The sequence below is a fragment of the Massilia sp. LXY-6 genome (assembly GCF_051233485.1).
Lineage (GTDB): Bacteria > Pseudomonadota > Gammaproteobacteria > Burkholderiales > Burkholderiaceae_D > Telluria.
On record NZ_JBKFGF010000009.1, the window covers coordinates 44,993 to 66,001 of the forward strand.

General features: G+C 67.5%; 17 protein-coding genes. 7 read left to right on the forward strand and 10 right to left on the reverse strand.

Translation table 11 applies throughout. From position 1 onward, the window contains the following. Window positions 1–110: 110 nt before the first annotated feature. The 5 genes from ACI48D_RS04570 to ACI48D_RS04590 form a co-directional block, all read right to left on the reverse strand. The gene (locus ACI48D_RS04570; RefSeq protein WP_435570028.1) at window positions 111–1,922 is read right to left on the reverse strand and encodes a glycoside hydrolase family 2 protein; all 1,812 of its coding nucleotides are present in this window, start codon (window positions 1,920–1,922) and stop codon (window positions 111–113) included. Then, window positions 1,909–3,009: a galactokinase gene (galK, locus tag ACI48D_RS04575; RefSeq protein ID WP_435570029.1), complete on the reverse strand. Its 1,101-nt coding sequence runs from the start codon at window positions 3,007–3,009 to the stop codon at window positions 1,909–1,911. Before galK ends, ACI48D_RS04570 begins: the two co-directional genes overlap by 14 nt. Continuing rightward, window positions 3,006–4,109, reverse strand: coding sequence for a M24 family metallopeptidase (locus ACI48D_RS04580; protein WP_435570030.1), 1,104 nt, complete (start codon window positions 4,107–4,109; stop codon window positions 3,006–3,008). The genes galK and ACI48D_RS04580 overlap by 4 nt, the downstream gene beginning before the upstream one ends. Continuing rightward, on the reverse strand, window positions 4,106–5,200 hold the full coding sequence (galT, locus tag ACI48D_RS04585) for a galactose-1-phosphate uridylyltransferase (RefSeq protein WP_435570031.1): 1,095 nt from the start codon (window positions 5,198–5,200) through the stop codon (window positions 4,106–4,108). The genes ACI48D_RS04580 and galT overlap by 4 nt, the downstream gene beginning before the upstream one ends. Window positions 5,201–5,582: 382 nt before the next feature. Next, the gene (locus tag ACI48D_RS04590) at window positions 5,583–7,118 is read right to left on the reverse strand and encodes a dipeptidase (RefSeq protein ID WP_435570032.1); all 1,536 of its coding nucleotides are present in this window, start codon (window positions 7,116–7,118) and stop codon (window positions 5,583–5,585) included. A gap of 120 nt (window positions 7,119–7,238) precedes the next feature. Between ACI48D_RS04590 and ACI48D_RS04595 the strand changes: the two genes are divergently transcribed. Then, window positions 7,239–8,096, forward strand: a complete 858-nt coding sequence (locus tag ACI48D_RS04595) for a pirin family protein (RefSeq protein ID WP_435570033.1) — start codon at window positions 7,239–7,241, stop codon at window positions 8,094–8,096. Window positions 8,097–8,161: 65 nt separating this feature from the next. On the opposite strand, the gene ACI48D_RS04600 is transcribed toward ACI48D_RS04595, so the two are convergent. Beyond that, entirely contained in the window at window positions 8,162–8,533 is a 372-nt protein-coding gene (locus tag ACI48D_RS04600; protein WP_435570034.1) for a hypothetical protein, read from the reverse strand. Window positions 8,534–8,839: 306 nt separating this feature from the next. Here ACI48D_RS04600 and ACI48D_RS04605 point away from each other — a divergent pair, with 306 nt between their 5' ends. The 3 genes from ACI48D_RS04605 to ACI48D_RS04615 all read left to right on the forward strand — a co-directional run bounded on the left by ACI48D_RS04605 (window position 8,840) and on the right by ACI48D_RS04615 (window position 11,421). After that, window positions 8,840–9,862 (forward strand): asparaginase, encoded by a 1,023-nt coding sequence (locus ACI48D_RS04605; protein ID WP_435570035.1) that lies wholly within the window; start codon window positions 8,840–8,842, stop codon window positions 9,860–9,862. Window positions 9,863–9,942: 80 nt separating this feature from the next. After that, complete coding sequence (gene moaA, locus ACI48D_RS04610) at window positions 9,943–11,007, forward strand: GTP 3',8-cyclase MoaA (protein WP_435570036.1); 1,065 nt, start codon at window positions 9,943–9,945, stop codon at window positions 11,005–11,007. Between the two features lie 81 nt (window positions 11,008–11,088). Continuing rightward, the gene (locus ACI48D_RS04615; RefSeq protein ID WP_435570037.1) at window positions 11,089–11,421 is read left to right on the forward strand and encodes a PilZ domain-containing protein; all 333 of its coding nucleotides are present in this window, start codon (window positions 11,089–11,091) and stop codon (window positions 11,419–11,421) included. Here the strand turns inward: ACI48D_RS04615 and ACI48D_RS04620 are convergent. Further along, window positions 11,418–11,687 (reverse strand): ArsR family transcriptional regulator, encoded by a 270-nt coding sequence (locus tag ACI48D_RS04620; RefSeq protein WP_435570038.1) that lies wholly within the window; start codon window positions 11,685–11,687, stop codon window positions 11,418–11,420. The genes ACI48D_RS04615 and ACI48D_RS04620 overlap by 4 nt on opposite strands. Before the next feature lie 154 nt (window positions 11,688–11,841). Here ACI48D_RS04620 and ACI48D_RS04625 point away from each other — a divergent pair, with 154 nt between their 5' ends. Beyond that, window positions 11,842–12,654, forward strand: coding sequence for a formate/nitrite transporter family protein (locus ACI48D_RS04625; RefSeq protein ID WP_435570039.1), 813 nt, complete (start codon window positions 11,842–11,844; stop codon window positions 12,652–12,654). 4 nt (window positions 12,655–12,658) lie between these two features. Here the strand turns inward: ACI48D_RS04625 and ACI48D_RS04630 are convergent, their stop codons facing one another. Next, complete coding sequence (locus tag ACI48D_RS04630) at window positions 12,659–14,089, reverse strand: PLP-dependent aminotransferase family protein (RefSeq protein ID WP_435570040.1); 1,431 nt, start codon at window positions 14,087–14,089, stop codon at window positions 12,659–12,661. Between the two features lie 188 nt (window positions 14,090–14,277). Between ACI48D_RS04630 and ACI48D_RS04635 the strand changes: the two genes are divergently transcribed. Beyond that, window positions 14,278–16,578 (forward strand): FdhF/YdeP family oxidoreductase, encoded by a 2,301-nt coding sequence (locus ACI48D_RS04635; protein WP_435570041.1) that lies wholly within the window; start codon window positions 14,278–14,280, stop codon window positions 16,576–16,578. A gap of 78 nt (window positions 16,579–16,656) precedes the next feature. Here ACI48D_RS04635 and fdhD read toward each other — a convergent pair whose 3' ends face one another. Both fdhD and metE read right to left on the reverse strand, forming a co-directional pair. Beyond that, complete coding sequence (gene fdhD / locus ACI48D_RS04640) at window positions 16,657–17,484, reverse strand: formate dehydrogenase accessory sulfurtransferase FdhD (protein ID WP_435570042.1); 828 nt, start codon at window positions 17,482–17,484, stop codon at window positions 16,657–16,659. 236 nt (window positions 17,485–17,720) lie between these two features. Then, complete coding sequence (gene metE, locus ACI48D_RS04645; RefSeq protein WP_435570043.1) at window positions 17,721–19,997, reverse strand: 5-methyltetrahydropteroyltriglutamate--homocysteine S-methyltransferase; 2,277 nt, start codon at window positions 19,995–19,997, stop codon at window positions 17,721–17,723. Window positions 19,998–20,099: 102 nt separating this feature from the next. Here metE and ACI48D_RS04650 point away from each other — a divergent pair, with 102 nt between their 5' ends. Then, window positions 20,100–21,002 carry a LysR family transcriptional regulator gene (locus ACI48D_RS04650; RefSeq protein ID WP_435570044.1) on the forward strand — a complete coding sequence of 301 codons (903 nt, stop codon included), beginning with the start codon at window positions 20,100–20,102 and terminating at the stop codon, window positions 21,000–21,002. Window positions 21,003–21,009: the final 7 nt, after the last annotated feature.

The window sequence follows — 21,009 nt, forward strand, 5'->3', positions numbered from 1 at the left end:
ACGCCCGCGGGGGAGCGCGGGCGGGCGGTTAATCGAAAAATGTTGCCGACTAGGGGCCAACCGCCTGGGCGGGACCGGGCGGTCCCGCTACGCTGCTGATGGAGCGTGGTTCAGGCGCCGGAAGGCCCTTGATCTCCCTCCTCTTCCACATCCCTCCGCTGCAGCGGCACGTTGCGCGTGGCGGCGCTGATCACCTCGAAAGGCAGCTTGGGGGTGCGGTCCGCGTTGAGCAGGCCGTTGGCCTCCTGGAAGGTATCGGCAAACTGGGTATAGCAAAAGCCGCTGAACATGAAGGTCTCGTTGACCACTTTCAGCAGGCGTTCGTACAGCGCGTGATAACTCTCGGCCGTATGGGCACGGGTATAGCCCCAGGTGCCGTCCTCGGGGGTCGCGTTCGGGTCGAAGGCGATGCCGCCGAATTCGGTCAGCACGATGGGCTGGCCGCGGTGTGGGAAACCGTCCAGCGTCAGGATGCGTCCGCCAGGACGGCGCTGGTCGAACAGCGTGCGTACGGGGTCGCTGACCTCGTAGCGCGCCTTGATCTTTTCCGGGTCGCTGTCGTAGTCGTGGATACCCAGGATGTCGGTGGCCGAGGCTTCCCAGCCGTCGTTGCCGATCACCGGGCGGGTTGCGTCGAGGGTACGCGTCAGGTGGTACAGCGCCTCGACCGCATTGCGGTGCGCCTGGGTCAGCGTCAGGTTCGGCACGCCCCAGGATTCGTTGAACGGCACCCAGACGATGATGCAGGGGTGGCTGTAGTCGCGCTCGATGGCCTCGGTCCACTCCTTGACGATGCGCTTGATCGCATGCGGACTGAATCGATAGGCCGAGGGCATCTCTTCCCACACCAGCAGGCCCAGCTTGTCGGCCCAGTACAGGTAGCGCGGATCCTCGATCTTCTGGTGCTTGCGCACGCCGTTGAAGCCCATCTTCTTGGCCAGCTCGACGTCGCGCTTGAGGTGCTCGTCGGACGGCGCGGTCATGAAGGATTCGTTCCAGTAGCCCTGGTCCAGCACCAGGCGCAGCGGATACGGACGGCCGTTCAGCAGCAGGCGGTCGCGGTTGATGTGGAAGGAGCGCAGCGCGGTATAGGACTTGATGTGGTCGACCACCTTGTCGCCGCAGCGCAGAATCACCTCGGCGTCCAGCAGGGTCGGACGCTCCGGGCTCCACAGCAGCTCGTTGCGCGAATCGTCGATGCCGGGGTCGGACAGCGCGATCTTGCGGTTCGCCTCGCCCTGCAGCAGCTTGTAGTTGTCGTCCGCCAGCAGCTGTTCGCCGTGCCAGATCTTGACCTCGACGAACATGTTGTCCTGGATGTCGCCGCCGGCAAACACTTCGCAGCCGATCTCGAAGGTCTCGAAGATCGGGGTCCAGCGCAGGCTCCGGATGAAGGTGCGCGAGACCTGCTCGACCCAGACGGTCTGCCAGATGCCGGTCGTGCGCGGATACCAGATCGAGTGCGGTTCCAGCAGCCAGTCCTGCTTGCCGCGCGGCTTGGCCAGGTCGGCCGGATCGTCCTCGACGAACACGGTCACGACCTGCTTGCCGTCGGCTTTCAATGCCTGGGTGATGTCGGCCGAGAACGGCGTATGGCCGCCCTCGTGCTCGGCCACCAGCTGGCCGTTGACCCACACCCGGGCGGAATAGTCGACCGCGCCGAAGTGCAGGATCACGCGCCGCTCGGACGGCTGCAGCTCGAAGTCGCGTTCGTACCAGCAGAAGCGGTGAAAGCCGGTGTCCTGGATGCCGGACATTTCCGTTTCCGGCGCAAACGGGACGTTGATCTCATGGGTCCAGCCGGTGACGCCTTCCGGCATCCTGCAGCACACCTCGTCGTCGAAACGGAAGCGCCACTTGCCGTTCAGGTTGATCCAATTGTCGCGTACCAGCTGGGGGCGGGGGTACTCAAACTGGCTCATTGTGTTCCTTTCCTTGGGTCGGGACCGGGATCAGGATGCGTCCCTTGCGTCCCTCTTTGTTGTAATTGGAGAGTGCGACTTCTGCTGCCGCCTTTGCCTGGCCGGCGCGGCACAGCGCCACGCAGGCCCCGCCGAATCCGGCGCCGGTCAGGCGCGCGCCGAGCACGCCCGGGGCGGCGCGCAAGGCCCCCACCAGCCGGTCGAGCTCGGGAATCGAGACTTCGTAATCGTCGCGCAGGCTGTCGTGCGACGCGTTCATCAGTTCGCCGAAGCGCTGGGCCGAGACGCCGCCGGCCGCTTCCAGCACACGCAGGTCTTCCAGCACCACGTGGCGGGCACGCCGGCGCAGCGGTTCGGGCAGCTGTTCCAGTACCGAGGGATCGGTGACGTCGCGCAGCGCCTTCACGCCCAGCTTGCGCGAGGCTTCCTCGCATTCGGAGCGGCGCTCGTTGTACTTGCTGGCGGCCAGGGTGCGCGGCATGCCGGAATCGATCACGATCAGCTCGGTCCCCTCGGGCATCTGCACCAGCCGGTGCTCGAGGCTGCGGGCGTCGATGAACAGCATGTTCCGCTCGTCGCACAGGCTGGACGCCATCTGGTCCATGATCCCGCAGTTGACGTGCGCATAGTCGATCTCGGCGCGCTGGGCGATTCTAGCCAGCGTAACGTTGTCGAGTTCGAAGCCGAGCAGCTGGCGCAGCGCGCGCAGGGTCGCGACTTCGAGCGCGGCCGAGGACGACAGGCCCGAGCCGACCGGCAGCTCGGTGGTGACGAACACGCGCAGCGGCGGGATCTCGACCCCGGTGGCCTCGACCAGGCGGATGCAGCCCTCGATGTAGCTGCCGAAGCCCTGCGGCGCGCTGCCGCCTTTCGCGGCGAAGCTCACGTTGCCGTCCAGCGTGCCCGAGTACAGGTGGTGCTGGTCGTCATGGCTGCGCGCCAGCGCCACCCCGGTACGCTGCGGCGTCGCCACCGGCAGCATGAAACCATCGTTGTAATCGGTGTGTTCGCCCAGCAGGTTGACCCGCCCGGGAGCCCATGCGCACGCCTCCGGGGCGCCGCCGAAGAAGGTTTCTGCACTTGTCATGTCAACTCCAGCCAGAGCGGCCGCATGCGGCCGCCGATGTTCGCCGCCGGCCACTGTGGGTCCAGCGTGAGGTTTTCCAGCCCGTTTGCGCCGAGTAGGAAAGTGTCTTCGATCCCGAGGCCGTCGAAGCCGGGGTTGAACGCGAACGCCATGCCGGTCTCCAGCCCGGTCGCGGTGCTGGGGCTGGCGGCGAGTTCGCAGGCCTGGTAGCCGGTGATGCCGCCCTGCGGCCGCTCGCGGATCGCCTCCGGCCGGTTGGCGTGGCGGTAGGCGGCCTCGAAGGCGTGGTACACGGCCGCCAGCGACTGCCCGGCGCGCACCGCGTCCAGCCCGGTCGCCTCCAGGCGCAGCAGTTCGTCCTGCGCGGCGGGCGCGGCGCCGAAGCTGGCCGAGCGCGACAGCCTGGCGACCAGGCCATGCCGGCACGCACAGCACGACAGCATGGCGCGCGCGCCGAGCGCTTCATGCGATGGCGTCGGCCGGCGCCAGCGCGCCAGGCGGCGCTCGCCGGCGGCCAGCACCAGCGACGGCTGGATGCCACGCCGCAGCAGGGCGCGCGCGCCCTCGCCGGCCAGTTGGTATTCGGTCCAGTCCGGGCGCGCCGCGCGCAGCGCTTCGCCGATCGCCTCGGCGGCCGCGCGGCCCAGGACGCGGTAGCGTTGCTGCTCCTCGGCGTTCAGCACCATGCGGCGCAGCCTGAGATGGGCGGGCAGCGGCTGCTCGTTCGGGCCGGGACGGTCGGACAGGACCGCGCGCCCGCCGGCCGCACCCAGCACATAGGTCTCGTGCAGCTCGGTATCAAGCCATGGGGCGATATGGAAAGTGAAGCCCGGCGGCACCTCTTCCTGGCGCAGGCGCTCGGCCTCGGTCTCGTCGGTGAGCACGCAGGCTTCCTCTGACGTCACCAGCAGCCCGCCCGGACCGGTCTCGCAGCTGCCGGGGGCCAAGGACATGCCGCCCGCGGTCGCCCAGGAAAACCAGTCCTCGCCGCGCAGGCGGATCGCGCCGGCGCCGGCTTGCGCCAGCGCCTCGCGCAGCAGGGCCAGCTTGGCCGCGGCCTCCGCGCCGCGTACCGCCAGCGGATCGGACGTGACGCTCATGCGCCCTCCTCCAGGTTGACGTCGACCTGTTGCAGCTCGTAGGCGGTGGTTTCGGGCAGCACGTCCATCGCGAACATGCCGGCCGCCAGCTCGGTGCCGGCCAGGTACTTGAGGCGGTCGCGGGTGCGGTATGGCGGGTAGAACTGGCAGTGCAGCTGCGTTTCCGGATGCTCGGCGCCGTCGGTCGGCGCCTGGTACCAGGCCATCAGGTAGGGGAAGGGGCGGTCCCACAGGTGATCGTACTTGAGCAGCACGGTCTTCAGGGCGCGCGCCAGGCCCTCGCGCTGCGGCGGGGTGAGCGCGGCGAAGTCCTTGCACGGAGCGGTCGGCATCACCCACACCTCATAGGGATAGCGCGCGCAGGCCGGCACGAAGGCGATCGCGTAGTCGTCCTGGTACAGCACCCGCTTGCCGTCGGCGGCCTCGTCGCGCGCCATGTCGCACAGCAGGCTCGAACCGTGCTGCAGGTAGTACTCGCGCTCCTGGGCCAGCTGGCGCGCCGGCACGCTCGGCACGAAGGGATAGCAGTAGATCTGGCCATGCGGATGGTGCAGGGTCACGCCCACTTCGGCGCCGCGGTTCTCGAACGGCAACACGTACTGGATGTGGTGCTGGCCGCCGATCCGGGTGGTGCGGTCGCCCCACACTTGCAGCAGCAGCTCGATGCGCGACAGCGGCAGCCGGCTCAGCGCGGCCTGCGGATCCTGGGTGAACACCACCACCTCGCACTTGCCATTGGCGGGCGCGGTCGGCACCGTCAGCGTGGGCGGATCGTGGGAATCCAGCGCCAGCGAGGGGAAGCGGTTGTCGAACACCGCGATCTCGTAGTCGCCGGCCGGCATCTCGGTCGGGTGCGCCGGATCGCTGGTCGCCGCCAGCGGGTTGTACTGCGGCGGCGGCTGGTAGGTACGGTTCTGGCGGAACGCCGCGTAAGTAACCCATTCGCCGCGCAGCGGGTGCCAGCGCAGGTGCGGATTCGCATTTTGCGGATCTGGAAAGGGGCTGGGTGCAACAAGTCCGGCCGGGATCGGCTGGTTACTGTAGAGAGTGAGTTGTCGTCCGTCTGGCTTTACGAGTTCTTGGATATGCATGGCGATAGTGGTCGGGCATGTCGGGATAGGCAAGGCGACTTCGGTATCGCGGTCGCGGTCAGGCACCGATCCTAACATGGCGTTTTCGGCACTATTTCCAGGCGTAAGCGTGAGCTTTTCCGGGCATCAACAAGCTCATGGGGAGGGCTTCCAGCGTCGACAGGCTCGGGCGCCCACTCTCCTAGGGAGACCGCCAGGCAGAAGCAATCTTCCCCTATGAAACCGGGCTCCTTGTAGGCGCATACCTACAGAACTATTAGAAAAAATCGCAGGTTTTGGCGGGACTTCGACCTACATGCCAACACACGGGATCGAAGCGGGCGACGGGGGGACGGGAGCTCCCGGGCGGTCGGCCCGGGATCAGGTACGGCAGGCCCGGCTTTTACTGCGCGAGCTCGGCCAGCACGGCCGTGAGCATCTCCAGGTTCAGAAGCAATTGCTTGAGGGTGATGAACTCGTGCTCCGAATGGCCGGTATAGACCGTGTGCGGCATCGCCGGGCCAAAGCTGACGGCGCGCGGGAACAGGCGCGAGTTGGTGCCGCCGCCGATCGCGACCGGCTTCGGGTCCTTCACACCGGTGAAGTACGAGAACACCTTCATCAGCACTGGCAGCTGCGGCGCGTCGTGCTGGATCCACGGGTCGCCGATCTGCACTTTCGTATCAAGCAACTGTACCGAGGCGTGCGCGCCCTGCCATTGCGCCAGCGCGGCGTTGATCTCGTTGGAAAGCTGCTGCGCGGTCTTGCCCCGCGGGCGGCGGAGGTTGATCGACAGTTCCGGGCTCTCCCCTTTCTGGCGGATCACGGTCGGGGCGAAAGTCATCGGTCCCATGAAGCCGTCGCGGTAGGCGATGTTGCCGAACTTCTCGCCGAAGTAGCCGGTGCCGACCATCTCGTTGAGGAAGTTGACCATCGCGCCGGACGGCGTATCCGGCCAGGCCTGCACCGACAGCGCATCGGCCAGCATGCTGATCGCGTTCAGTCCGTCCTCGGGCTTGGACGAATGCGCCGAGACGCCCTTGGCGGTAATCGCCAGGTCGCTGCCCTTGCGTTCGAAGCTGTAGTGCATGCCGGCCTGCTTCGCCGCGCGCTGCTTCAGCTGGGCTTCGAGCGCCGGGCCGGCATTCGCGATGAGGGCCTGCGCATCCTCGGGGATCTGGCTGCCGAAGAAGCCGCCGCCGAAGCTGGCGACATAGGGCTCGCCCGGCGGCGCGGCGGCGGCCGGCGGGAACGTGAGCGCGACCGTGCCGTAGCCCTTCTCCGCCGTCACCGCCGGGTATTCGGCGTCGAGGGTGATGTTCACCTGGGGCAGCGGATGGGTCTTCACGAAAGCGACCAGCGGGTCCCAGTCCGACTCTTCCGCCATGTAGACGATCAGCTCGATGCGCCTGGACAGCGGCAGTTGCAGTTCCTTCAGCGACTTCATCGCGTACAGGGCGGTGGCGATCGGTCCCTTGTCGTCCTCGGCGCCGCGCGCCAGCAGTTTGCCCGGCTCGCTGGTGCGGTCCAGTTCAAAGGGCGACTTCTTCCACTTGGACGCATCGACCGGCTGCACGTCGCCGTGCGCCACCATGCCCACGCGTTCCGGGGCATCGGGCGCACCGAGGCCGATCACGAGCACCTGGCCATGGTCGGCGAAGTCGAGGCCGAGGCGCGTTGCTTCGCCCTTGAGAAAATTCTTGAAGCCGAGGAACTGGGGATTGCGCTCGGCCGGCAGATCCTTGTCGGCCACCGTGTTGTAGCTGACCAGCTTGGCGAGGGTCTCGACGACGTCGTCGCGGTGGGCGCTGACGGCGTGCCTGGCGGCCTGCAGCGCGGCCTCGCCGGGCACGGACGGGGCGCCCGCCGGCGCCGGGGCGGCGCCGGCGGCGGCGCCAAAGGCCAGCAGCAGGCTGGCCAGGGTGTGTCTTGTTTTCATATGAAACCGTGTCTCCTTGTTGCAAAAGCGCAAGGAGTCTAGCACGGCGATCGCGACCGCCGCGCGCTGGCGCAATCGGGTATCGTATGCCGAAAGGCGAACAACAGAAAAAGGACCGGCATGACCTACAAGACCATCCAGCGGCTCCATCCCGCCATGCGCGACGACATTGGCGACCTGATCACCCAGCGTCCGCTGCCGGGGCCGCACATCGACCAGATCGACCCCTTCCTGTTCCTCAACCACCACGGCCCCCAGGTGTACCCGCCGCACAACCGCGGCCTGCCCTTCGGCCCGCATCCGCACCGCGGCTTCGAGACCGTCACCTTCATCCTCGACGGCCTGCTGGCGCACCGCGACAGCGCCGGCCACGAAAGCGTGATCGGTCCCGGCGGCGTGCAGTGGATGACGGCGGGGCGCGGCATCGTGCACGCCGAGGTCTCGCCGCGCGAATTCATGCAGCAGGGCGGCCCGCTCGAGATCCTGCAGCTGTGGGTCAACCTGCCCCCTGCCCTGAAGATGACGGAGCCGCGCTACGTCGGCCTGCAGCGCGACCAGATCCCGGTGGTGGAAAGCGACGAGGGCCGGGTGCGGGTGCACCTCGTGTCCGGCGAATACGGCGGGGTGACCGGCCCGATCGCATCGCTGACGGGCGTCTCGATGAGCCTGGTCGAGATGAAGGCCGGCGCCACCTTTTACATGAACGGCCTGCTCGACCGCAACATCTTCCTGTACGTGGTGCGCGGCGTGATCGAAGCGGTGCCGGACACCGTCAGCGCCTTCCACCTGGCCGAGTTCGAGCCGCAGGGCGACGAGCTCACGATGCGCGCCGACCACGATTCCCTGCTGCTGCTCGGGCACGCCTTCCCGATCGGCGAACCGGTGGTCTCGCACGGCCCCTTCGTGATGAACACGCGCGAAGAGATCAACCAGGCGATCCTGGATTACCAGGCCGGGCGCTTCGGGGCGCCGATCTGAGGGGATAAAAAAAAAGCGCCGGCCCGGTCCCAGCGGCCAGGCCGGCCGTTGTTCTCGTGTTGCGCTCAGCGGCGGAACTGGGTCAGCTGGATGTTGGTGGCGAACGCCTCCTCGTCGAGCGCGACCCGGGCGCCGCTGTCGCGCGCCACGAAATCGGTGCGCGACAGCGGCAGCAGCTCTTCGCGCCTGCCGTCCACCTCCATGAACACCTTGCTGTTATGGCTGGTCAGCTTCAGTTGCCGGCCGTCTTCCAGCTTGTACACGCCGTTCGTGTCCTGGGCCTGGCCCGGGGTCAGGTGGAACATCCGGCTGGCGGCGCCCTGCACGATGACCGTGTTGCCGTCGCTGCTGACGGCAACCGGCAGCGCGGGTTCGGCCAGGGCCAGGGTCGAGACGGTGGCGGCGCCGAGGAAAGCCAGTACTTGTTTGATACGCATGATTGCTCCAGTTCACGATTCGAAATGAATAAGGGACCTTGCGCGTATTGTCCAAATGATCGTCGACAACACTGAGGGTCCACCGTTTTTCGTATCGCCGCATCCCACAATGTGCGGCGAGTGAGACCAGTGTATTCACACCCCCCGCAGGCGTCTTCCGGTATCCGCCGAAGCGTCGAAAACGCGGAATGAAAGGTCGAAAACCGGCACCAAATCGTTGGCAATACATACAAAGGTGGCGTGCACCGGGGTAGCCCGCGATCCGCTAGAGTTCACCCATTGCCATTCTCGACGCCATCGCCAGCCATGCATCCAGTTCCCCTCGTCGCCACCACCCGTGGCTACCCCGAGACCGGCTATCCGGTCGAAAACATCCATTTCGGTTCGATCGCCGTGGTCGACGCCGCCGGCCGCCTGCTGTATTCGAGCGGCGACCCCGACGCCATGGTCTTCACGCGCTCGGCCCTGAAGCCTTTCCAGGCCCTGCCCTTCGTGCTGGCCGACGGCCCGGCGCGCTTTGGCCTCACGCTCGACGAACTGGCGCTGCTGTGCGCCAGCCACTCGGGCGAGGAAAAGCACCTGGCGGGGGTCGGGTCGATCCTCGCCAAGGTCGGCCTCGACGAGAGCCACCTCGAATGCGGCTGCGCCACCCCGCTGTACTACGACGCGGTCGGCCTGCCTCCTCCGGCAGGGCGGCGCTGGCGGACCGTGCACCACAACTGCTCGGGCAAGCACAGCGGCTTCCTGGCCTGGTGCCGCCTGCACGATGCGCCGACCCGCGGCTACGTCGACCCGCAACACCCGCTGCAGCAGGCGATCCGCGCCACGCTGGCCGAGGCGGTGCAGATGAACGAGGAAAACCTGCCGACCGGGATCGACGGCTGCTCGGCGCCGAACTACGCGATGCCGCTGGCGCGCCTGGCCCACCTGTATGCGCGCCTGGCCCAGGGCGGCCGCGACGCGCGCCTGGGCAGCGCGCTGGGCGACCTGTTCGATGCGATGACCAAGCGCCCCGACATGGTGTCCGGCGAAGCCCGCACCGACCTCGCGTGGATGACGGCCGGCCAGGGCGACTGGGTGGCGAAGATCGGCGCCGACGCGGTGCAGGCGATCGGCGTCCGTTCGGCCGGGCTGGGGATCGCGATCAAGGTGGCGGACGGCGCGGTCCGCGCCCTGCATCCGGCCACCTACAGCGCGCTGCAGCAGCTCGGCCTGCTGGACGCGCACCGCCGCGAACAGCTCGAACCCTGGCGCGCCCCGGCGATCCGCAACGCGCGCGGCACCCCGGCCGGCGAGGTGCGCGCCGTGTTCACGCTGCAGCCGGCCTGAGCCGGCAGCGGAACTGTACTGGCTGCGCCGGCGCCCGACTGTATGCATCCTGCACGCGCAGGCGCTGCTATCCTCGGGCCATGAATCCATCCCTACCTGCGGCGGGCGCCGCCGGCGCGCATGCCTGCATCGACACGCTGATGCGTCCGCTGAAGGACTTGCGGCTTTCCGTCATCGACCAGTGCAACTTCCGTTGTACCTACTGCATGCCCAAGGAAACCTTCACGCGCGACTACCCCTTCCTGCGCGCGGCGGAGCGCCTGTCCTTCGACGAGATGCTGACCCTGTCGAAGACCTTCGTCGCCCTGGGCGTGGAGAAAATCAGGATCACCGGCGGCGAACCGCTGCTGCGCAAGGACCTGCCGCGCCTGGTCGAAGCGCTGGCGCGGCTGGAGACCCCGGCGGGCAAACCGGTCGAGATCGCGATGACGACCAACGGCGCGCTGCTGGCGCCGCAGGCACGCGCGCTCAAGGATGCGGGCCTGGCGCGCGTGACGGTCAGCCTCGACGCGCTGGACGATGCCGTGTTCCGCGCCATGAACGACGTCGACTTTCCGGTCGCCCGGGTACTCGACGGGATCGACGCCGCGCTGGCCGCCGGGCTGGCCCCGGTGAAGGTGAACACGGTGATCAAGAAGACCCGCAACGCGCACCAGATCCTGCCGCTGGCGCGCCACTTCCGCCACAGCGGGGTCAAGCTGCGCTTCATCGAATACATGGACGTCGGCGGCGCCGAGGGGTGGATGCTCGACCAGGTCGTGACGGCGGCCGAGATGCGCGCGCTGATCGAAGGCGAGTTCGTGCTCGTCCCGCAGCCAGGGCGTGCCAGCGATACCGCCACCGGCTTCCGCTATGCCGACGGCGGCGGCGAAGTCGGCTTCATCGCCAGCGTATCAAAGCCGTTCTGCGGCGATTGCACCCGCGCCCGGGTCAGCGCCGACGGCAAGCTGTTCCTGTGCCTGTTCGCGACGCGCTCGCTCGACCTGCGTCCATGGCTGCGCGCCGGCCAGACCCGCGCGCTGGAGCAGGCAGTCCGCGCCGGCTGGGAGTCGCGCGCCGAGCGCTACTCGGAACGGCGCGGCGCGCTGCGGGCCGAGGGAGCCGCTCGCTACCCGGTGGTGCGGATGTCGCTGGTCGGCGGCTGAATTTAACAAATTGCCTCTTGGCAATAAACGTGTATACTCGCGCCTGCTCCAGAGCCTCCTCATCGCCTCCAAGGAATTACATTGAAAGAACAGCGAGCCCATGGCCGCAAGCTCATGCACGAGCAAGCCTACCTGGCAGACGCGAGCATGAGCTCCTGGGTACCAGTCATCCTGATCGATATTTCCCTGTCCGGAATCAGTTTTGCGTCGCCTGCGGTGCTCATCGACGGCGGCCTACGCGAGCTTCACTTCAGGATGCCTGGCAGCCCACGCCTCCACCGCGCGCTCATCCACATCGTGCACAACTCGACATCCGGCGTGCCGGTCGGGTTCAAGGTCGGGGCCAGCTTCGAGGAAATCGGCGCAGAAACAAGGGATGCGATCGCCGGCTTCCTGAGCAAACCTGTTTCTTAAGGGCCGAACCAGCCAGCGCACAGATCGCGTCCGGCCACCGTCAGCGCCACCCTGCCGCCGCCCTCCTCGCGCGCCTCGACCAGGACCAGGCCGGCCTCCGACAACAAGCTCAATTGCCGCATCAGGGCGCTCATCGGGCACCCCGTGCGCTTGCTGACCCGGGCCAGCGAACAAGGCCTGGCCGGCGTCTCCTGCGCCATCCGCCACAATTGTTCCAGCAGGCCGGCCAATGCGGCCTCGCCCTCGCTCATCTCATCGTTTGCCATGTTTTTCGCGTCCATCGCCGCAGCATAAGCCGCCGGCCGGAACAAACACAGTCCGGCGCGACTGTATCCTTTTCTTGCGCGCAATTCTGTACCGCTGAATCCGCTACGGCTGCGCCTACACTAGCGGCCTTCTGCGGTATCCGAAAGCCTTGCCATGTTTGACACGACGATTGACCAGCTTGCCAGTTCCGGCGTCCAGAAAGCGGAACTGGCGCGCGCCCGGCCGTTTTCCTTCCTGATCGGTAGCGCGATGGCCGGCGCCTACGTCGGCTTCGGCGCGATCCTCATGTTTACTGTCGGGGCCCACGCCGATCCCGCCTGGGCGCGCCTGGTGATGGGCGCCGTGTTCGCGCTCGGCCTGACCTTGATCACCTTCGCCGGCGGCCATCTGTTCACCGGATTCACGATGCAGATGGCGCTGGCCTGGCTGCGCGGCAAGGCCGGCGCCGGCGAGGTACTGGCAGCGCTGGCGCGCTGCTGGTTCGGCAACCTGGTGGGCGCCGTGGTGCTGGCCGTGATCCTCAAGCTGGCCGGCGGCGGCGTCCTGCTGAGCGACGGCGCGGCGCTGTTCGCCAAGACCGCGGCCGCCAAGGCCAACGCCCCGGCGACCGCGCTGCTGTTCAAGGCGATCCTGTGCAACTGGCTGGTCTGCCTGACGGTCTGGATGTGCGCGCGCACCAGCAGCGACAGCGCAAAGCTCGGCCTGGTGTTCTGGCCGGTGATGATGTTCGCCGCCTGCGGCTTCGAGCATTCGATCGCGAACATGTTCACCTTCGCCCTGGCCCTGCTCAGCGGCACCGCCGACGTCCCCCTGGGCGGCGTGCTCGCCAACCTGGCCTGGGTCACGCTTGGCAACACGATCGGCGGCATGCTGATGGTGGGTGCCGGCTACTGGGTCCAGTCGCAGGGCGCGCTGGCGCCGCGCGACGCCGGCGCAGCCGCTTCCGCCCGGCTGCGCGAGCGCTAGGCGCTCAGGAAGCCGCCTGCGCCAGCTCGCCGACCAGGCGGCCGAGGCGCTTCACCGCGGCTTCGATCGTGGCGCTCCACGGGTAGCTGTAGTTCAGCCGGATGAAATGCTTGAAGCTGCCGCGCGCCGAGAACATGTTGCCGGGGCCGATCGTGATGCCCTCCTCGAGCGCACGCGCATACAGCGCCATCGCGTCGACCCGTCCGGGCAATTCGACCCACAGCACATAGCCTCCCTTCGGCTCGCTCACCCGCGTGCCTTCCGGGAAAAAGCGCAGCACCGCGGCGGCCATGATGCGCGCCTGCTGCGCGAACGCCTTGCGGATCTTGCGCAGGTGGGCGTCGTAGCCGTCGTTCTGCAGGTATTCGGCGATCGCCATCTGCGGCAGCGACGAGGTCGCCAGCGTGTTCAGGAACTTCAGCTTTTCCACCTCCGCCGTATAGCGTCCCGGCAGGCACCAGCCGATCCGGTAGGCCGCCGTCAGGTTCTTCGAGAACGAGGCGCAGTAAAGCACCAGCCCCTTGTTGTCGAAGGACTTGAGCGAAGTCGGATGGCTGTCGCCGTAATACAGCTCGTGGTAGACGTCGTTCTCGATGACCGGGATCTCGTGCGCGGCCAGCAGGTCGACCAGCGCACGCTTGCGCTCGTCGCTCATCTGGAAGCCGAGCGGATTCTGGAAGTTCGGCATCACCATGCACGCCGCGATCTTCTGCCCGGCGATGAGCGCGGCCAGCGCCTCGATGTCGATGCCTTCCTTCGGGTCGGTCGCCACCTCGACCGCGCGCATGCCGAGGCGTTCGATGGCGTGCAGCATCGCGTAATAGGTCGGCGACTCGACCGCGATGGTGTCGCCCGGCCGTGCCACCGCCTGCAGGCACAGGTTGAGCGCCTCGGTCGCGCCGACCGTGACGATGATCTCGCCCGGATCCACCGCCAGGCCATTCTCGAGATGGCGGCGCGCGATCTGCCGGATCAGCTGCGGGTGCCCCGGCGGCAAGTCGTTCATCACGCTCCACTCCTGGTGCCGGCGCGCGATCGCGCTGGCGTACTGGCTCAGGCGCTTCCAGGGATAGCGCGACGGGTCCGCGTAGGGCGAACCGAGCGGAACGGCGCCGTCGGTGCGGATCGAACGCAGGGTCTTGAGCACCAGCCGGCTGACGTCGACCTCGGACGACAGCATCAGCGGCGCCGGCGCGTGCGACGGCGACGGCAGCCGCTGCTCGGGGCGCTGGCGCACGAAATAGCCGGATTGCGGCCGGCTCTCGATGATGCCGCGGCTTTCCAGCAGCACGTAGGCACGCAGCACCGTGGTGATGCTCAGGTTGTGGTGCTGGCTGGTCTGGCGGACCGAGGGGATTTTTTCGCCTTCGAGCAGGACGCCGCTGGCGATCTGGCTTTCGATTTCGGCGGCGAGCGTTTCATACAGTGTCGACACGTCCGCAGTATAGCCCAAGGGCCGCGACGCTGCCGGAGGCCCATTGCCGTACCGCACTGTACTCCCATTATCAAAACGATTTTGTGCACGCTTCCGCCGTGCCGCCGGGCGTACCCTAGCGGCTCGATATGGACCGGCACCACATCGCGCCGGCCGTATCGCCAGATACAGGAGTTAACGTGGGAAAAATGGAAAAAGAAGGTTTCGTCGCCCCGTACACCCATGCCGCCGCCGGCTGGGGTGCGGTCAAGCAGGTGGCGATCAACCTGTTCAGGGAAAAGGTCAGCGGCAGCAACTACAAGACGCTGTTCAAGCAAAACCAGCCGGACGGCTTCGACTGCCCGGGCTGCGCCTGGCCGGACCGCGCGCATGCGTCCACCTTCGAATTCTGCGAAAACGGCGTGAAGGCGGTCGCCGCGGAAGCGACCGGCAAGCGCGCCGGGCCCGATTTCTTCGCGCGCCACACCGTGGCCGAGCTGATGCAGCAGTCGGACTATGAACTGGAAGGCCATGGCCGCCTGACCGAGCCGATGGTCTACGACAATGCCAGCGACAAGTACCGGCCGATCGCCTGGCCGGACGCGTTCGCGCTGATCGGACGGCACCTGCAGGCCCTGCCCGACCCGGACCAGGCCGCGTTCTACACCTCCGGCCGCGCCAGCAACGAGGCGGCCTTCCTGTTCCAGCTGTTCGTGCGCATGTACGGCACCAACAACTTCCCGGACTGCTCGAACATGTGCCACGAGCCGACCAGCCGCGGCCTGCCGGGCACGGTCGGCATCGGCAAAGGCACCGTCACCCTGGAAGACTTCGAGCACGCCGACACGCTGCTGATCTTCGGCCAGAACCCGGCCACCAACCATCCGCGCATGCTGGGCGAACTGCGCGCCTGCGCCAAGCGCGGCGCCACCATCGTCTCGATCAACCCGCTCAAGGAGCGCGGCCTGGAACGCTTCACCGACCCGCAGGCGCCGCTCGAGATGCTGACCAACTCCAGCACCACCATCAGCACCCTGTTCGTGCAGCCGAAGCTGGCCGGCGACCTGGCCCTGATCAAGGGCGTCGCCAAGCGCGTGGTCGAACTGGACGACGCCGCGCGCGAAGCCGGCCTGGCGCGCGTGGTCGACGTCGAGTTCATCGCCCGGCACACCACCGGCTTCGATGCCTTCGCGGCCGACCTGCGCGCCGAGAGCTGGGACGACATCCTGGCCGAATCGGGCGTGTCGCGCGAGCAGCTCGAACGGCTGGCCCAGGTCTACGTCAAGGGCGAGCGCGTGATCGCGACCTGGGGCATGGGCCTGACCCAGCACAAGAATTCGCTGGGAGCAGTCCAGCTGCTGTCGAACCTCATGATGATGCGCGGGAACATCGGCCGTCTTGGCGCCGGCCTGTGCCCGGTGCGCGGCCACTCCAACGTGCAGGGCGACCGCACCGTCGGCATCGAGGAAAAGCCGTCCCAGGCCTTCCTCGACCGCCTCGGCAAGGCATTCGGCTTCGAGCCGCCGCGCCACCACGGCTATGACGTCGTCGAGACCATTAAGGCCATGCTGGACGGCCGGGTCAAGGTATTCATCGGGCTGGGCGGGAACTTCGCGATCGCCACCCCCGACACGCCGCTGACCTTCCAGGCGCTGCGCTCGTGCGCGCTGACGGTGCACGTGACCACCAAGCTGAATCGCAGCCACCTGGTGCACGGCAAGGAGGCGCTGATCCTGCCGACCCTCGGACGCACCGAGATCGACCTGCAGCAGGGCGTCGCGCAAGGCGTCACCGTCGAGGATTCGATGAGCATGGTGCACATCTCGTACGGCATGAACAAGCCGGCCTCGCCGAAGCTGCTGTCGGAACCGGCGATCGTGGCCGGCATCGCCGACGCCACGCTGGGCAGCGGACGGGTCGACTGGCACTGGCATGTCGCCGATTATGCCCGCATCCGCGACGCGATCGAGCGCTCGATCGACGGCTTCCACGACTACAACGCGCGGGTGGCGGTACCGGGCGGCTTCCACCTGAAAGTCGCGTCGCGCGAACGCGAGTGGGTCACCGCCAGCAAAAAAGCGCAGTTCGTGGTGCACGCGATCGACAAGGACACACCGATCCACCGCGCGCGTGCGCGCCATGGCGAGCGGCTGCTGGTCCTGATGACGACCCGTTCGCACGACCAGTACAACACCACGATCTACGGCATGGACGACCGCTACCGCGGCGTGTTCGGCATGCGCCGGGTGCTGTTCGCCAACCGGCTGGACCTGGAGATGCTGGGCCTGGAGAACGGCCAATGGGTCGACATCACCAGCGTGTGGGACGACGGCGTGGAGCGCCGCGCCGAGCGCTTCATGCTGGTCGAATACGATATCCCGCGCGGCTGCCTCGGCGCCTACTACCCCGAGACCAACCCGCTGGTGCCGCTCGACAGCGTGGCCGTCGGCGCCGGCACGCCGACTTCGAAATCGGTCCCGGTGCTGCTGTCGCCGTCCGCCGTCCAATAAGCCCCGGTGGCGCAGCGCGCGCCGCCGAGGAGCGAAAAAAATCCGGCCTCGCGCCGGATTTTTTTCGTCCGTGCCGGATCAGGTATATTCGACGAACCCGTCCTGGCGGCAGAAACTGGCCAGCTTCAGCCCCGCCTGCGCGGCGATGTCGATCGCCAGCGAACTGGGCGCCGAGATCGTGGCCAGCATCGGGATGCCCATGCGCGCGGTCTTGCGCGCCAGCTCGTAGCTGGCGCGGCTGGACATGAACACGAAGCCGCTGCGCAGGTCGGCCCCACCGAGTGCGAGGTGGCCGATCAGCTTGTCGAGGGCGTTATGGCGCCCGACATCCTCGAACACGGCCTGGACCGCGCCGTCAAGCGCGCACCAGGCCGCGGCGTGCACGCCGCCCGTCTCGCGCATCAGGATCTGGTGCCGCGGCAGTTCCGCGGCGGCGCGCGCGATGGCCGCGCCCGGGTCCGCCGGCAGCGCCGCCGGCGCCATCTTCTCCGGCGCCAGGTCGAGCAGCGCCAGGCTTTCGATGCCGCACACGCCGCAACCGGTGCGCCCGGCCAGCGCACGGCGCCGCCCCTTCAGTCGCTGGAACGGCTCCTGCGCGATGCTCAGCTCGACCTCGGCCGCGCGCGCGTGCATGCGCAACTCGGCATCGTAGATCTGCGCGCGGCTGTCGACCAGGCCCTCGGTCAGCGCGAAGCCCACCGCGAACGCCTCGAGATCCCGCGGGGTGACCATCATGACCACGTGCGAAATACCGTTGACCACCAGCGCCAGCGGCATTTCCTCCGCCACGCTGTCATGTCCCGCAGCGTGGCTGGCGCCGCGGTGGCGTGTGATCGGGCGCGCCTGGAATCCGGCCGGTTCCGCCGGCGGGAGCAAGGCCGGTTGTTCTGCATTCGTGTTCGTCATGCCCGCGATGATAGTTGGCCCTTCCCCAACGCGGCGCACACAGAAGCCGTCACGCCACGGAAACACAGTTCGCCGGCGGCGCCTGTGTTCAAGAAGAATCGAACGGCGGGCCCGGCGGCTGCCACGTAGAATCGGCGCCAGTCATGTCAAGGAGGATGTCATGCGAGCGCGCCCGCATGCACGGAGGACGCGCGGCGCAAGAACCAGGACGGCGGCGAACAAGGCCGGCGCGGCGCTCAGGCGGCTGCGCGCAGGCTGCGGGCGGCGGCGACCATGTTGCGCAGCGCCGGGCGCACCTCGTCCCATCCGCGGGTCTTCAGGCCGCAGTCGGGATTGACCCACAGGCGCTGCGCCGGCACGCGCCGCGCCGCCTTGCGCATCATCTGCTCGATGTGTTCGCGGCTGGGGACGTTCGGCGAATGGATGTCGTATACCCCTGGACCGATCGCGTTCGGATAGTTGAAGTGGTCGAAGGCGTTCAGGAGCTCCATGTCCGAGCGCGAGGTCTCGATGGTGATCACGTCTGCATCCATCGAGGCGATCGCGGCGATGATGTCGTTGAACTCCGAGTAGCACATGTGGGTGTGGATCTGGGTGTCGTCGCGCACGCCGTTGGCGGCGATGCGAAAACACTCGACCGCCCACTCCAGGCAGGCCTGCCATTGCGCGCGGCGCAGCGGCAGCCCTTCGCGCAGCGCGGCTTCGTCGATCTGGATCACGCGCACGCCGCTGCGTTCGAGGTCCAGCACCTCGGCGCGGATCGCCAGCGCCAGCTGGCGGCAGGTTTCAAAGCGCGGCTGGTCGTCGCGCACGAACGACCAGTTGAGGATGGTGACCGGACCGGTCAGCATGCCCTTCATCGGCTTGTCGGTCAGCGATTGCGCATAGCGGGTCCACTCGACCGTCATGGCGCGCGGCCGCTTGACGTCGCCGAACAGGATTGGCGGCTTCACGCAGCGCGAGCCGTAGGATTGCACCCAACCGGCTTCGGTGAACGCGAAGCCGTCGAGCTGCTCGCCGAAGTATTCGACCATGTCATTGCGTTCCGCCTCGCCATGGACGAACACGTCCAGGCCGATCGCTTCCTGCTCGCCCACGCAGCGCGCGATTTCGGCGCGCATGAGCGCCTGGTAGGCCGCTTCGTCCAGTGCGCCCTGGCGAAAGCGCTTGCGGGCCTCGCGGATCTCGGCCGTCTGCGGGAACGAACCGATCGTCGTGGTCGGGTAAGCCGGCAGGCGAAGCAGCGCTGCCTGGCGGGCGGCGCGCGTCTCGTAGGCACTGGCGCGCCGGCCCATCGCAGCGGAGATGCCAAGCAGCGCCGCCTTGATCTCCGGATCGTGCACCCGCGCCGAGCGATGCCGGCGGCTGACCGCCGCATGGTTTGCGACCAGCGCTTCCTGCACCGCCACCCGTCCCTGGTTCAGCGCAACGCCCAGCAACTTGAGTTCATCGAGCTTCTGGCGCGCGAAGGCGAGCCAGGAGCGGATCTCGCGGTCCAGTCCCTGCTCGCCATCGAGGTCGACCGGAACGTGCAACAACGAGCAGGACGGCGCAATCCACAAGCGCTCGCGCAGCAGCCCATGGATCGGCTCCAGCCATTCGAGCGTCGCGTGCAGGTCGGTCTTCCAGACGTTGCGGCCATCGATCACGCCCAGCGACAACACGCGCTCGCGCGGCCAGCGCCGCACCACCTCGTCGACTTCGGCGCGGCCGCGCACGGCATCGATGTGCAAGCCCTGTACCGGCAAGCCGCACACCAGCTCCAGGTTGTCCTGCAGCGTGCCGAAATACGTCGCCAGCAGCAACTTGGCCGGCGATTCGCGCAAACTCTCATACGCGCTGGCGAAAGCCTGGCGCCAGGCGCCGTCGAGTTCCGTGACCAGCACCGGCTCGTCGACCTGGACCCACTCGGCACCTTCCTGCGCCAGCTGCTCCAGCAGGGCGGCGTAGACCGGCAGCAGGCGCGGCAGCAGGGCCAGCCGGTCGGACTGGTCCTTGGCCTTGCCCAGCCACAGGTAGCTGACCGGTCCGACGATGACCGGCTTGGCCGGCACGCCAAGGGCACGCGCTTCACGCAGTTGCGCCAGCAGCTGCGATGCGTCAAGCGTGAATTCGGTGGTGGCGGAAAACTCGGGCACGATGTAGTGGTAGTTGGTGTCGAACCACTTGGTCATCTCGCCGGCATGCGCGCAGGCGCAGGCCGTGTCGTGCGCCGCGCGCCCGCGCGCGACCCGGAAATAGGTGTCGAGCCGGCTCCCCGCCTGGCGGTGCGCACGCGCCGGAACGTTCCCCAGCGTAAAGCTCATGTCGAGTACCTGGTCGTACAACGAAAAGTCGCCGACCGGCGCCAGGTCCAGCCCGGCCTGGTCCTGCCAATGCCGCTGGCGCAGCCGGGCGCCGAGCTGGTCCAGCTGCGCTTGCGAGGACGATCCCTGCCAGTACCGCTCGAGGGCAAATTTCAGTTCGCGCCGGGCGCCGATGCGGGGATATCCGAGATTGTGTGTGGTGGCCATGTCGATGAATCCTAGTGAGAATGACATGCATCATAGCCAGCGTGACTCATGAATAAAAATGGTAATATTTCATTGATACATTAAATTTAATCATGATTCAGTATGCTCGAACGCATTCACCTGGCCGTCATCCGCGAGGTCAGCCGCCAGGGTTCCCTGACGGCGGCGGCAAACGTGCTGTGCCTGACGCAATCGGCACTCAGCCACACGGTCAAGAAGCTCGAGCAGCAGCTCGGCACCGATGTCTGGCACCGCGAAGGACGCAGCTTGCGTCTTACCCAGGCCGGTGAATACCTGCTCGGCCTGGCCAACCGGGTGCTGCCGCAGCTCGAGCATGCGGAGCAACTGATGCGCCAGTACGCGCAGGGCCAGCGCGGCACCCTGCGCATCGGGATGGAATGCCACCCCTGCTACCAGTGGCTGCTGAAGGTGGTCGCGCCTTACCTGGCCGACTGGCCGGACGTCGACGTCGACGTCAAGCAGAAATTCCAGTTCGGCGGCATCGGCGCCCTGTTCGGCTACGAGATCGACATACTGGTCACGCCCGATCCCCTGCACAAGCCGGGGTTGCGCTTCGAGCCGGTGTTCGACTACGAGCAGGTGCTGGTGGTAGCAAGCGGCCACCGCCTGGCCGGACGCGGCCACGTCATGCCGCACGAGCTGGCGGAGGAAGTCCTGATCACCTATCCGGTCGCGGTCGAGCGCCTGGACATCTACAACCAGTTCCTGCTGCCGGCCGCGTGCATGCCGCGCAAGCACAAGGTCATCGAAACCACCGACATCCTGCTGCAGATGGTAGCCGCCGGGCGCGGCGTTACCGCCTTGCCACGCTGGCTGGTGGATGAATACGTCCCCAAGATGGCGCTCACGTCGGTGCGGCTGGGCGAGCGCGGCGTCGCCAAGCAGCTGTTCCTGGGCGTGCGCGAGGCCGACGGCGACATCGATTACCTTCGTGCCTTCGTCGCCAAGGCGCGCGCGACAGGAACCGGCACGTCGGATCGCTAGATCTGGC

Excerpts from the sequence above, each read along its gene's own strand:
- fdhD (WP_435570042.1), bottom strand. The coding sequence starts at position 17,484 with ATGACGAACACGAATGCAGAACAACCGGCCTTGCTCCCGCCGGCGGAA.
- ACI48D_RS04590 (WP_435570032.1), bottom strand. The coding sequence starts at position 7,118 with ATGAAAACAAGACACACCCTGGCCAGCCTGCTGCTGGCCTTTGGCGCC.
- ACI48D_RS04605 (WP_435570035.1), top strand. The coding sequence starts at position 8,840 with ATGCATCCAGTTCCCCTCGTCGCCACCACCCGTGGCTACCCCGAGACC.
- ACI48D_RS04595 (WP_435570033.1), top strand. The coding sequence starts at position 7,239 with ATGACCTACAAGACCATCCAGCGGCTCCATCCCGCCATGCGCGACGAC.
- ACI48D_RS04620 (WP_435570038.1), bottom strand. The coding sequence starts at position 11,687 with ATGGCAAACGATGAGATGAGCGAGGGCGAGGCCGCATTGGCCGGCCTG.
- galT (WP_435570031.1), bottom strand. The coding sequence starts at position 5,200 with ATGCATATCCAAGAACTCGTAAAGCCAGACGGACGACAACTCACTCTC.
- ACI48D_RS04650 (WP_435570044.1), top strand. The coding sequence starts at position 20,100 with ATGCTCGAACGCATTCACCTGGCCGTCATCCGCGAGGTCAGCCGCCAG.
- ACI48D_RS04635 (WP_435570041.1), top strand. The coding sequence starts at position 14,278 with ATGGAAAAAGAAGGTTTCGTCGCCCCGTACACCCATGCCGCCGCCGGC.
- ACI48D_RS04600 (WP_435570034.1), bottom strand. The coding sequence starts at position 8,533 with ATGCGTATCAAACAAGTACTGGCTTTCCTCGGCGCCGCCACCGTCTCG.
- ACI48D_RS04570 (WP_435570028.1), bottom strand. The coding sequence starts at position 1,922 with ATGAGCCAGTTTGAGTACCCCCGCCCCCAGCTGGTACGCGACAATTGG.
- ACI48D_RS04625 (WP_435570039.1), top strand. The coding sequence starts at position 11,842 with ATGTTTGACACGACGATTGACCAGCTTGCCAGTTCCGGCGTCCAGAAA.
- galK (WP_435570029.1), bottom strand. The coding sequence starts at position 3,009 with ATGACAAGTGCAGAAACCTTCTTCGGCGGCGCCCCGGAGGCGTGCGCA.
- moaA (WP_435570036.1), top strand. The coding sequence starts at position 9,943 with ATGAATCCATCCCTACCTGCGGCGGGCGCCGCCGGCGCGCATGCCTGC.
- ACI48D_RS04580 (WP_435570030.1), bottom strand. The coding sequence starts at position 4,109 with ATGAGCGTCACGTCCGATCCGCTGGCGGTACGCGGCGCGGAGGCCGCG.
- metE (WP_435570043.1), bottom strand. The coding sequence starts at position 19,997 with ATGGCCACCACACACAATCTCGGATATCCCCGCATCGGCGCCCGGCGC.